At 44.0% G+C, this 13,481-nt stretch carries 7 protein-coding genes; all 7 read left to right on the top strand.

The window, feature by feature from the left end:
• Positions 1-629 precede the first annotated feature (629 nt).
• The 7 genes from BMY70_RS12950 to BMY70_RS12980 all read left to right on the top strand — a co-directional run bounded on the left by BMY70_RS12950 (position 630) and on the right by BMY70_RS12980 (position 13,445).
• The gene (locus tag BMY70_RS12950) at positions 630-3,911 is read left to right on the top strand and encodes a SusC/RagA family TonB-linked outer membrane protein (RefSeq protein WP_090335625.1); all 3,282 of its coding nucleotides are present in this window, start codon (positions 630-632) and stop codon (positions 3,909-3,911) included.
• 19 nt (positions 3,912-3,930) lie between these two features.
• Positions 3,931-5,376 carry a SusD/RagB family nutrient-binding outer membrane lipoprotein gene (locus BMY70_RS12955; protein ID WP_090335626.1) on the top strand — a complete coding sequence of 482 codons (1,446 nt, stop codon included), beginning with the start codon at positions 3,931-3,933 and terminating at the stop codon, positions 5,374-5,376.
• Between the two features lie 5 nt (positions 5,377-5,381).
• Positions 5,382-6,827: an amidohydrolase gene (locus BMY70_RS12960; protein ID WP_090335627.1), complete on the top strand. Its 1,446-nt coding sequence runs from the start codon at positions 5,382-5,384 to the stop codon at positions 6,825-6,827.
• A gap of 27 nt (positions 6,828-6,854) precedes the next feature.
• Positions 6,855-8,153 (top strand): M20/M25/M40 family metallo-hydrolase, encoded by a 1,299-nt coding sequence (locus tag BMY70_RS12965; protein WP_090335628.1) that lies wholly within the window; start codon positions 6,855-6,857, stop codon positions 8,151-8,153.
• A gap of 32 nt (positions 8,154-8,185) precedes the next feature.
• Complete coding sequence (locus BMY70_RS12970; protein ID WP_090335629.1) at positions 8,186-9,484, top strand: M20/M25/M40 family metallo-hydrolase; 1,299 nt, start codon at positions 8,186-8,188, stop codon at positions 9,482-9,484.
• Positions 9,485-9,517: 33 nt separating this feature from the next.
• The gene (locus BMY70_RS12975; RefSeq protein ID WP_090335630.1) at positions 9,518-11,701 is read left to right on the top strand and encodes a penicillin acylase family protein; all 2,184 of its coding nucleotides are present in this window, start codon (positions 9,518-9,520) and stop codon (positions 11,699-11,701) included.
• A gap of 106 nt (positions 11,702-11,807) precedes the next feature.
• Positions 11,808-13,445 (top strand): TldD/PmbA family protein, encoded by a 1,638-nt coding sequence (locus tag BMY70_RS12980; protein WP_090335631.1) that lies wholly within the window; start codon positions 11,808-11,810, stop codon positions 13,443-13,445.
• Positions 13,446-13,481: the final 36 nt, after the last annotated feature.

Below are 13,481 nucleotides of genomic sequence, written 5' to 3' on the forward strand. Positions count from 1 at the left end.
AATGGTTCAAGCCGGATTTTCCCGTTTTCATTTACAGTATTAAAATGATTTGTCATTCATGTTTAAAATTTCACCGGCATAGGAGAAAAAGGACTGATTTTTTGAAGTTGACGTACTTAAATCTGTATGATAAATTAAAAAAATAAAGAACCCGGGAAGTCCTGAGTCCTTTACAAAATATCGTAACCTTTAATTGATATAGATTATACATCAACTACTTACAATATTAATAAATAAACAGTTTAGCTGAAAGTTTGCACAAGGCAAAATTTGCGATCCGGCTGATGTTCTTGGTATTATAGAAATTTTTTTAGATTTCTTCTTATGCATGCGCTTCTGAATGTTGGCTTTAAATCCTGAGTATGAGCTTTGTTTTAATAAGCTGAGCTTTACTTTATTAGAATAATTAGAAAGAATTTAAACTTTTAAAGAAGTTATCAAACGGGGGTACCCGGTTTTTTGATTTTTTTGTCTTATGGGTAATCGTGCAAATTTTATATTGACTTTTTGTATAAGTTCAAAATAAATAATTGCCTATGTATTGTTATATGAAATCCAATACGGGGCGATATGCAACGAGTTTAGGTAATGGCAGTCCGAATAATTATTAACCCATAATGATAACGATCATGAATAAACTCCTACCCAAGAAAGCCGTCGCGCTCTGGATTATTCTGCTAACAGGCAGCATAGGTTATCCGGCCAGATCTGGCGAAAAAATCATTATTAATGAGTTTTCTCATTCCGATGCTGTGATTAAGGTAAAGGGAAAAGTTACCTCGGAGGAAGATGGATCAGGTGTTCCCGGTGTGAACGTAATCATCAAAGGGACCATGAATGGAACCTCAACGGACGCCGAGGGAAACTACACGATTGACGTTCCGGGAGAAAGCGATGTGCTGGTTTTCTCCTTTCTGGGCTTTTTATCTAAGGAAGTACCAGTAGGAAGCTCTTCAACAATTAATGTCTCGCTTGCTACGGATTCAAAACAGTTGAGCGAAGTGGTTGTTACGGCCCTGGGTTTTCGTGAAAACAAAGACAGAATGGGTTCTACATCTTCTACGATCAAGGCAGATGATATTCGCCGTTCTGGTGAAACAGGTGTTATAAATGGTCTGGCGGGTAAAGCGGCCGGCGTACAGATTTCCCGCTCCTCAGGCGATCCCGGCGCAGGTTCAAATATTCAGATACGTGGACAAAATACGATCACGGGCTCTAACCAGCCTTTGGTGATTATTGATGGTATTCCGATGAGCAACAGCACAACTGGTGACGCGAGAGGCGGCGTAGCGCAGCAGTCTCGCTTAAACGATATCAATCCCGAAGACATCGCCAGCATGCAAGTACTCAAAGGAGCTTCTGCTGCCGGTCTCTGGGGATCGCGCGCTGCTAACGGTGTAATTGTTATAACTACGAAAAGAGGTGCGGATGATAAAAAAATGAATATCAGCTATACATCTACTGCGTCATTTGATAAAGTAAATGTATTGCATCCGTTGCAGTCTGCTTTCGGTCAAGGAACGGCTGGGGCCTACAACCCGACCACTCAGTATTCCTGGGGAGATAAAATATCGACAAGATCAGGAGGCGCCGACGAGGTTAATATGAACGGAGCCAGATTTGAGTCATATAACGGCCCCACTTTCTATCCGATCATAAAAAAGAATTCGCAGGAAGTGTATAACCAGGCGAGAGAAGATGCTGTTTTCCGTACCGGAACCTATTTTGACAATAACCTGGCCATCAGTGGTGGGAATGATAAAGGGAACTTCTATTTAAGTCTTGGTAATTTATCTCAAAAAGGTATTTTTGCGGGACAAAGCGATTACAAAAGAAGCTCCGTTCGTTTCAACAGCACGCGCCAATTTAATGATATTGTCCGTGTCTCCACAAATGCGACCTATGTAAAAACGACTTCCAACAGAATCCAGAAAGGAGATAATACCAGCGGTTTATATTTAGGTATGCTTCGCTCCGCACCGGATTTTGACAGCCGTTACTGGAAAGGTTCGTATTATTCTTCTCCAACGGCTTCTCCGGTTTTGAACCGCCAGCGTTCCTACCGCAATTATCTTGGTGCATCGTCCAATCCAAGTTATAACGATCCTTTGTGGACGATCAATGAACTTACCAACTTATCCGAAGTCGACAGGTTTATCATGAGCACCGAAGCGGTAATCAGTCCGACGAACTGGTTCAATATTACTGCAAGAGGAGGACTCGATACGTATACCGACAGACGTGTGACAAACGATCCGGTTAATTCCGTTGTCAACTCTGGTGCCGGCCGTTATGAGCAGCAGATGATCAAAGAGACCGAATTGAACATGGATATCATCGGCCGCGCTACACATAACATTACCAAAGATATTACCGGGACATTGATTGTTGGTTTTAATGTGAACGACCGAAAATACAACAGCCTGGGCGGGATCATGAATAATTTTATTCTGGAAGACGCCCCTTCAAACTTCACAAACTCTACGTTTGCTAATAATAATCCTTATAACAGCGAAACGCATCGACGTATGGCGCGTTTATATTCCACCGTTAACCTTGGGTTTTATGATCAGGTCTATCTGAATGTTTCCGCAGCTGGTGAGGCAGGGTCTACCTTTGGAAGTCAATCGAAGTCGACTTTTTATTATCCTTCTTCTGATATAGCATGGCAGTTTACACAACTTCCTGCACTGGCGAATAATGAAATATTATCTTTCGGTAAAGTTCGCGCTTCTTACGGTATCGTAGGTATTCAGCCTGAGGCATACAAGAATACCACATCTTACGTCAATGCTGCATTCGGTAGCTGGGCGACAGATTTGAGCGGCGCTGGTTACGGTGGAGCTTATGTTCAAAGTTACACACAAGGCGATCCTGAATTGAAACCTGAACGTAAAACGGAATGGGAACTGGGAACGGATCTGCGTTTCTTTAAAAACAAGCTTTCTGCTGGTTTCACCTATTACCAAAATGAGATCAAAGATCTTCTTTTACAGGTTTCTGCTGCTGGTTCAACTGGTTTTACCCAGAAATATACGAACGCCGGGAAAATGGAAAACAAAGGTCTGGAACTTGATTTAAGCTATAATTTACTTCAAAAGACAGACTGGAACGTTAATGTTTTCGCGAATTGGAGCAAGAATAATAATAAAGTTACTGACCTTGGAGGTACAGAAATAATTACGTTTACCGGCGGAGCACTGAGCACGGTAGCGAGTGTCGGACATGCGCTGTCATCATTTTACGGTGGAGTTTACCGACGCAAAGAAGACGGCTCAATGGATTTGACAGCGAATGGTTTCCCTCAATTAGGAACGACATTGGGTATTATTGGGAATCCAAATCCGAAATGGAGAGGTGGATTCGGTACCAATGTTTCCTACAAAAATTTCTCTATGAATGTTTTATTTGAAACATCTCAGGGTTCCGATTTTTATGAAGGTACAAAAGCTGTATTGGTAAATTTTGGTACTTACGCAGACGTAGGGCATGAGGTTACCCTGGCCCAGGATACCTACAATTATGCAGGCAAAATGACGCCTGCGGGAACAACCGTGAGAGGAAATATCGCAAATTACGGTGGCGGTCCTGTGCTGCTTGATCAGTCGTTCTATACTTCAATCGGTGGTCACTCCGGACAACTTGCAGAGCAGTTTGTAAGAGATGGAAGCTGGACTCGTATTCGTGAAATATCACTGGGCTACAGCTTGAAATCCCAGGCCTTCCGCAAGAAGACGAAACTACAATCGATTGATTTTACTGTGACGGGACGAAATCCGGTTTTGTGGACAAAAATCGTCGGAGTCGATCCTGAGACGAACGTATCAGGAGTTGGAAATGCCCGTGGCGTGGATTACTTCAACAATCCAAACACGAAATCACTTGTTTTCAGCTTAAAAGTCAATTATTAATTTCCAAAATTGATAACTCATGAAAAGGATATATAAATCTGTTTTTGCCCTGATGATCGGCCTCGGTTTCACTTCATGCGAGTCCATCGTTGACGATTTGAATAAAGATCCCAATAATGCTACGGATGCACCGGCAAGATATGTGTTTACAGGAACACAGATTGCTAACATGGCTGCTCAGGAAGGGCTTGCAAGCCGACTGGGAATTGTTTGGTCGGGTTATGGAAAGGGGACTTTCCAGCAATTAGGTACCTGGTATTTATATCAGATCACAGCGAACAACTTTGACGACGACTGGAATCTATTCTTCTCAGGTGTCAACAAAAATGCGCTGATTGCTATTGAAAAAGCGGAGACGTTAGGAAACCGGAAGATGGCCGGAATAACCAAAATTATTCAGGTAAATGGCATGGCGACGGCGACTGAACTTTGGGGTGATATTCCGTTCACTGAATCAGGAAATACGGAGCTTTATCCCAATCCGAAATTTGAAACACAGGCAGAGTTATATCCAAAACTGATTGCGCGTCTGGATGAAGCGATTGCCGATCTGGAATCAGGAATTGGAACGGTTAGTGCGGAAGATATTCATCTGTCAGGCGATGCGACGAAATGGAAACAAATTGCATATAGCTTAAAAGCGCGCTTACTGGTGGATACAAAACAATATGAAGCAGCTCTTACGGCCGCCACGTCTGGCGTAAGTGCCTATGCAAATTCTTTATATTCTTTACACGGAACAACAGCCAGCGTTAACGAGAATGCTAATTATAGTTTTCTAACAAATATTCGGGCAGGCAGTATCACAGGTGAAGATTCATATCTGACATTTTTGTTAAATCCTGCCAACGCAAAATACCGGGGAAATGCAAAAACAAACGAAACTGCCAGATTTAAGTTTTATTATCTCGAAGCGGGTGTGAATGCGCCGGGAGTTATTGAGCCCAATACATTAACAACAACAGCAGCGCGTGGCTTCTTTGCAAGAGATGCTAGTTTTCCATTAATCACCTATCAGGAAAATATCTTGACGCTTGCAGAATCTGCTTTGCGCTCGGGAAAAGGTTTCGACGTTGCGCTGGGTCATTTAAATGCTTACCGGGCATTCCTGAATTCGGGTGGATATCTGCACGCGACTTATAAAGTTGCTGGAACTTACAAGTACGAACCTTATGTTGCGGCAGACTTCGCCGCTGGCGGAATGGAGAACAAGGATAACATCACAGCAGACAACGCGCTGCTGCGTGAAATTCTGGAAGAAAGATATGTGACTTTCTACGGAACACATCTGGGCTGGAACGACGAACGTCGTACACGTACAGAATCCGTAGGAATTAAGCTTACTCCTAATAACGGAGCTCAGCTTCCGGGAAGGTTCATTTATTCTCAAAATGAGTTGAACTCAAATTCCAACAGCCCGAAACCAGCGCCAGGTTTGTTTGATCTTGTTCCCATTTACAAATAGATACCATGAAAAGACGAATCATTCTGCTGGGGTTGCTTTGTTATTTGTCCGGGCACGTAATGGGTCAGAAAAAATCGGAGAAGGAGCAAATTGCTTCTTCTCTCGATAAATTAACACCCGATTATGCTGCGGATGCAAAAAAAATCTGGGAGTATGCAGAGCCCGGTTATCAGGAAGAAAAAAGCTCCGCATTACTTCAGCAACGGTTGAAATCTGCAGGATTTGAAGTGACCGCAGGCGTTGCAGGAATTCCTACGGCATTCGTTGCAACCTATGGAACTGATGGGCCCAATATCGGGATCCTTGCCGAATTTGACGCGCTACCCGGATTGTCACAGACTGACGAGCCGGTCCAAAAAGAAATAAAAGAAGGTGCAGCAGGCCATGGTTGTGGCCACAATCTTTTCGGGGTCGGTTCTGTTGCTGCCGGAATCGCAGTAAAGGACTGGCTGAAAAGCAGTGGTACAAAGGGGACGATCACGGTTTTTGGAACACCTGCGGAAGAAGGCGGCTCAGGAAAGGTGTTCATGGTGAGGGAAGGTTTGTTCAAAAATATTGACGCCGTTTTACATTGGCATCCAGGCGACAGAAATCTGGCAAACGCCACCTCTTCACTGGCCAATATGTCTGCAAAATTCCGTTTTCGTGGCATTTCTGCTCATGCTGCCGCTGCTCCTGACCGGGGCCGTTCGGCATTAGATGGTGTTGAGGCGATGAATGATATGGTCAATATGATGCGCGAACATATCCCTTCGGAAACACGTATCCATTACGTGATTACCAAAGGCGGGGAAGCTCCAAATGTTGTTCCTGATTTTGCCGAAGTATACTATTACGTCCGGCATCCTGAAATGCAGGTCGTAAAGGATATTTTTGCCCGTGTTGTAAAAGCGGCGCAGGGATCTGCTTTGGGTACGGAGACCAAAATGGAGTATGAAGTCATCGGCGGAGTCTATAATTTGCTTCCCAATGAAACGCTGGCGAAGATTATGTATGAAAATCTGAACACGACCGGCGGGGTTAAGTATACCGACGAGGAGAAGGCTTTTGCAGAGAAGATTCAGACCTCTTTTATTGGTAAGGCTCCTTCACTGGATGTAGCCAATGTCATTCAGCCATATAAACTTGAAAAGATCCGCGAGGGCGGAGCAGGTTCTACTGATGTGGGAGACGTAAGCTGGGCAGTTCCTACGGCTGGTGTTCGCATAGCAACTTTTGTGCCCGGAACGCCTGGTCACAGTTGGCAGGCAGTTGCTTGTGGCGGGACTTCAATAGGGACGAAAGGCATGATGGTTGCCGCAAAGTCCATGGCACTTTCGGCTTATGATATTTTTAAAGATCCTACGGTATTGAAATCTGCCAAGGCTGAGCTGGATGAAAGAAGAGGATCGGAATTCAGGTATGAAGCGCTGCTGGGCGAAAGGAAACCGGCGCTTGATTACAGAAAGTAAAGAAGACAACTTGCTAATGCAGATTTCATGAATTCGAAAATAATTTTACTTACGATTATTTCCGCAGTGAATTTTTTACCCGAAGTTTCGTTCGGGCAAAAACTGACGAAGCAGGAAACTGCTATTTTGAAGAATGTAGAAATGAATCATGCAGAAGCGGTGAAGTTTCTCGAAACTACGGTAAACATAAACAGCGGTACCAATAACACGGGCGGTGTAAAAAAAGTCGGAGCGATTTACCGAAAAATGCTTGATGATATGGGGTTCACCACAACCTGGGTTGATATGCCTGCCTCTATGAAAAGAGGTGGGCATCTGGTTGCTGAAATCAAAGGAGACAAAGGCAAAAAATTGCTTCTTAATTCTCACATGGACACGGTTTTTGATCTGAATAGTCCATTTCAGAAATGGTCGGTGAGAGATTCAATTGCTTCAGGACCTGGTGCCAATGATACCAAGGGAGGTATTATGATTATGCTGTATGCGTTGAAAGCCTTGCACGAGACGGGTCAGCTGAAAGACAGGCAGATCGTCATTGTGATTCATGGCGACGAAGAAAGTGCTGGTTCACCGATTGAAATCAGTCGGAAAGACCTTGTAGATGCGGCAAAACGAAGTGATTATGCACTTTGTTTTGAATCGGGAAAAGAGTTTAATTCGGCTTCGATTGCCAGACGTGGTGGCAGCGGCTGGACTTTAAAAGTTACAGCCAGACAGTCGCATTCCGGTCAGATTTTTTCTGAAAAAGCGGGCCCCGGGGCGATTTACGAAACTGCCCGGATTTTGAGCCGCTTTAAAGAAGAATTACAAGAAAAATACCTGACATTCAGTCCAGGTATTATGGTTGCCGGGGCAGAGGCTGATCTTGATTCTACGGGACTGCGGGGGACTGCATTCGGTAAGTCAAACATCGTAGCGACAACCAGTATTGTCAAGGGCGATCTTCGGTATATTTCCATCGGACAAATGGAAAAAGCACGAGCCAAAATGCAGGCTATCGTGAATGAAGGATTCATGCATACCGAGGCTGAAATTACATTCACAGGTGGCTCTGGTGCTATGCCTCCGACGCCGGGAAATGAAAAATTATTAAACATTTTAAGTCAGGTGAGCCAGGATCTTGGTCAGGGAAAAGTGACCGCTTTTGATCCTGCCCTGCGTGGCGGCGGCGATATGACGCAGATCGCTCAATATATTGATGTGATCGACGGCCTGGGAACGGTAGGAGGGAATGCCCATGCGCCGGATGAATATATTAATCTGAACTATGTGGAGGGAATTATTAAGCGGATGGCGATATTCATACACCGCCTTTCGACTAATTAACCCTCTTTTTTATTATCCTTAATTATTTAGATATGAATTATAAATTTTATACCGCCTGTGTTGTTGGGTTGATGGGATCATTCCAATCTGCAACTTTTGCGCAGAAATTATCCAAAGAAGAAATTCTTGTTAGCAGGAATGTGGAGAAAAACCACAAGGAATCCATTCAGTTTCTGGAGCAGACTGTCAACATCAACAGCGGTTCGCAAAATCCTGCCGGAGTAAAAAAAGTCGGCGCATTATATAAAAAATTGCTTGAAGATATAGGGTTCACAACGACCTGGATTGATATGCCCGAATCGATGAATCGCGGGGGTCATTTGATTGCAGAGATTAAAGGTACAAAAGGGAAAAAGCTCATGCTGATCGGGCATATGGATACGGTTTTCGAAGCCGATAGTCCTTTCCAGAAATGGGAACAAAAAGATTCTATTGCTGTCGGGCCTGGAACTTGTGATATGAAAGGTGGAAATATGGTGATGATTTATGCATTGAGAGCGATGAAGGAAGCAAATCTGTTGAAAGACAGACAAATTGTTGTAGTTATTCATGGTGATGAGGAAAGCGCCGGATCACCGATCGAGATAAGCCGGAAGGATATTATTGACATTGCCAAAAGAAGCGATATCGCTCTGGGTTTTGAAAATGGAACTGGTTTTAATTATGCAACGGTGGCGCGTCGCGGTGCCAGTGGCTGGTCGTTGAAAGTTTCAGGAAAGCAAGCTCATTCATCCGGGATTTTTTCGCAGGGCGCCGGTGCGGGGGCAGTCTACGAAACGGCCAGAATTTTAAATTCTTTCTATGAACAATTGCAGGAACCAAATCTGACATTCAATCCCGGACTGATCATGGGTGGAACGGCAACGGATATGACGGCGACTTCCATAGAGGGAACCGCGTCGGGAAAGACCAATCTGATTGCTAATACAACGGTGGTTAATGGAGACCTGCGTTTTCTTACCAATGAACAACTGCAAAATGCCCGTGCGAAAATGAAAACAATTGTTGAAAAGAATTTACCTCTGACGAAAGCTGAAATCACTTTTAAAGATGGCTATCCTTCAATGCCGCCAACGGAGGGGAATATGTCTGTTTTGAATGTTTTGAACAAAGTGAGCCTGGATTTGGGGCAGGGCGAAGTGAAAGCTTTTGATCCGGGAAAACGCGGCGCGGGGGATATTTCTTTTGTGGCTGAATATGTGGACGGTCTTGATGGTCTCGGTGTGCAGGGTGGAAATGCGCATGCGCCGGGTGAATATGTAAATCTGAATTCGATTGAAGCCATCGTGAAGCGGACAGCAATCCTGATGATGCGCCTGACTGATAAATAAATAGTAAAAGCAATAAATTTTAAAGGCATTCAAATGAAAAAAATATCAATTCTCGCGTTTTTGGCTCTGTCATTTGGCGCTCAGGCTCAGTTTTCTCCGAAGGAAATTAAGGCGCTGAAAAAGGAAGGAAAAGCAATAACCATCACAAAAGATATCTACGGAGTGCCGCACGTATATGCTAAAACGGATGGACAAGCCGTCTTTGGTATGAGTTATGTGCAATGCGAAGAATTTTTTGATAAACTGGAAGGATCTCTTATAAGCAGGCTCGGCAGGCAGTCAGAAGTTGACGGCGAATCGGCAGTTTATAAGGATCTCTGGTCGCGCATTTACACGGACTCAACCAGAGCAAAGGCGCTTTATAAAGAATCTCCAAAGTGGCTTCAAAAGCTTTGCGACGGTTTTGCAGGCGGTGTTAACTTATATTTGATTACACACCCTCAGGTTAAACCAAAACTTATCAAACGCGTCGAACCGTGGATGTGCCTGATGAACAATATCCCGGCGCTTGGCGGAAGCAATCTTGATGAGGCTGATTTTGTGGCGCTTTATTCAAAAAAGGCGCCAAGGTTTACGTCTTATGCTCCAATGGATGAGGCCAGAGAATTTCAGGAACCTGCCGGATCGAACGGCTGGGCGATTGCTCCATCGAGAACGAAAAATAAAAACGCAATGCTTTTGATAAATCCGCATTCCGAATTTTACGGCAGGATCGAAATTCAGGTTGTGAGTGAGGAAGGTTTGAACTCTTATGGAGCGCCATTTATCGGACAATTTAGTTTGTTTCAGGGTTTCAATGAATATCTTGGCTGGATGCACCCGGTCTCGTTGTCGGACGGGAAAGATCTTTACGCAGAAACAGTTGAACAAAAAGACGGTAAATATTTCTATAAGTATAACGGTGAATCACGGGCTGTGGACAGCACCGAAATTACAGTTCCTTACAAACAGGGAGATAAATTGTTAACCAAAAAGTTTACGGTATACCGTACGCATCACGGGCCGGTTGTTTCAATTCTGAATAAAAAATGGGTTACGCTTAAAACGGTCGACGGAAGTATTGACTTGCTTGCCATGCACTGGGAAAAAATGAAGGCGAAAAATTTCGATCAATTCAAGGCTTCTATGGATAAACGCGTGATGACAGGAAGCAACGTAGTTTATGCTGATCGTGATGGAAATATTGCTTACTGGCATGGCAACTTTGTGCCCAAAAAAGATCCCGCGCTAAACTGGAAACGTCCGGTTGACGGGAGTACGGATGCAACTGAGTGGAAGGGTATTTATTCTCTTGATGAGATTCCTAATTACAAAAATCCGGCAAACGGCTGGCTTCAAAACTGTAATTCTACGGTCTTATATGCCACCGGCCCTTTTGATTCTCTGATGAGCCAAAAACCCTCTTACATGTTTCCGGATGGGCAAACGCCCCGTGCAATGAACGCTGTCCGTGTTCTTGAAAAAATTAAAGATGCGACGATTGACGACATTGTTGCAGCCGCGCATGATACATATCTCCCCAACGCAGCGCGTTTCATTCCAAACCTTGTTTGCGCATATGAAGGTATGGAAACACGTTCGCCTGAACTCGCTGGCCCGATTGAGGCGCTCAAATCATGGAACTTTCATACAGATACGAGTTCAATAGCAACCACGCTTGCTGTGATGTGGATTGAAAAAGTAATCGAACTGGACGTAGCCAAACTAGAGAAACCTTATACGAATGAAGAAAGATATTCTGTTACCAATGGCGCTGCTGTTTCTACGGAAAATCTTACGGCGCGACAGTTGGTTGACGCCTTTAAAACTGTCGTAATTGACCTGACTAAAGATTTTGGTACCTGGAAAGTATCGTGGGGATCCATCAACCGTTATCAGCGAAATGGAGAAAATGAATTGGCAAGCGACAGTAAAAAGAGCTGGGCAGTTCCTGCTACGCCGGGATATTTAGGATCATTAAATGCCTACGTCAGTAGGAAAGGACCTAAAACGAAAAATCGTTATGGCGCGACCGGAAACACGTTTGTCGCAGTAGTAGAGTTCGGCAAAGAGCTTAAAGCCAAAACAATTCTAACCGGAGGTTCTAGCTCTGACCCTAAGTCGCCTCATTTTACTGACCAGGTTGACGGATACATAAATAACAAATACAAGGATATTTACTTCTACAAAAAAGATGTCCTTGCAAATGCCGAGAAGACCTATCATCCCGGAGAATAATTTTAGTGTCCGCCTGTCGAAAGCAGGCGGATTTTCTGGGTGAAAACCTATCGGTCTATTACCCTTAACAGTTAAAAATAATTCATTTTAGAAAACGCGGTTTCTTATGAATAGAAGAAAATTTGTTCAATTATCCGGCATGGGAGCTGCTTTGTTTTCATCGGGATTGGTTCAGGGGAAAATCATTTCGGCCGAAGATTTACTGGCGCCGGGTATGGATGTAGCGGTGAAAAAAAAGCTTGCGGATGTGGCCTTGAATGCCGCAAAGAGTAAGGGCGCAACGTATGCAGATGTACGGATCGGGCGGTATTTACGTCAGTATTTTTTCACAAAGGAAATGCGGGTCGAAAATATTGTTAATTCCGAGTCTTATGGTTTAGGCATTCGCGTAATATCGAATGGTACCTGGGGTTTTTGCGCAACAAACGATCTCTCGGTCGATAGTATCGCCAAATGCGCAGCAACGGCAGTTGCCATTGCAAAAGCTAATTCCGAAATGCAGGAGGAGCCGGTTATTCTTGCGCCGCAAAAAGGAGTCGGGATTCAAAGTTGGAAAACGCCTATCACGAAAAATGCCTTTACAATTCCGGTTAAAGAAAAGATTGATCTGCTTATGAAGGTAAATGGCGAGGCGATCAAAAATGGCGCCACATTCGTCAACTCTAATCTGTTTTTTATTAATGAACAAAAATATTTTGCATCGACCGACGGCTCTTACATTGATCAGGATGTGCACCGTATGTGGCCAACATTTACTGTTACGGCGGTCGATAAAAAAGCCGGGAAATTCAAAACCCGTGACGCACTAAGTGCGCCGATCGGTATGGGTTATGAGTATCTTGACGGACTGTCTTCGGAGAAAAAATCGATTTTAGGAAAGCCGACGGTTTACAGGTTTTCTTATGATATGGTGGAAGACGCTATTCTGGCAGCACAACAGGCTCAGGAAAAATTGTCTGCCAAATCAGTCGTTGCCGGAAAGTATGATATGATCCTGGATCCTTCAAATCTCGGACTGACGATTCATGAGTCTGTCGGACATCCGTTGGAACTTGACCGGGTTCTTGGCTACGAAGCTAACCTGGCCGGAACAAGCTTTGCGACAATGGAAAAATGGGAATCTAAAAATTTTCAGTACGGCAGCAAGATTGTCAATTTTATCGCGGATAAAACACAGCCCAACAGTATGGCGGCAGTCGGTTATGACGACGAAGGTGTTCCCTGCAAAAACTGGAACTTGATTAAAGACGGTATTCTTGTAAATTATCAGGCTACGCGTGATCAGGTGCATATTCTGGGTGAAAAAGAATCTCAGGGCTGCAGCTTCGCTGACAGCTGGGATTCAATCCAGTTTCAGCGTATGCCAAATGTTTCGCTTCAATCCGGGACTGAAAAATACAGTGTTGCAGATATGATCAAAGATACAGAAAAAGGTATTTATATATTGGGAAGAGGCTCTTCATCGATCGATCAGCAGCGTTACAACTTTCAGTTCAGCGGGCAGTTATTTTACGAGGTAAAAAACGGAGAAATCGTCGGAATGCTGGACAATGCCGCATATCAGTCCAACTCTCAGGAATTCTGGAACTCGTGCACCAAGATTTGCGATAAGGACGATTATCGTCTGTTCGGAACTTTGTTTGATGGAAAAGGACAGCCCGGACAGTCGAGTGCTGTTTCCCATGGCTGCTCAACTTCACGATTCAATGGTGTGAACGTGATTAATACAGGCCGTAAGATTTGATTTATCGGAAAAGACACAGTTTTTGAAAAGTGCTTT

It is taken from the genome of Dyadobacter koreensis, assembly GCF_900108855.1.
GTDB classification, from domain to species: Bacteria; Bacteroidota; Bacteroidia; order Cytophagales; family Spirosomataceae; genus Dyadobacter; species Dyadobacter koreensis.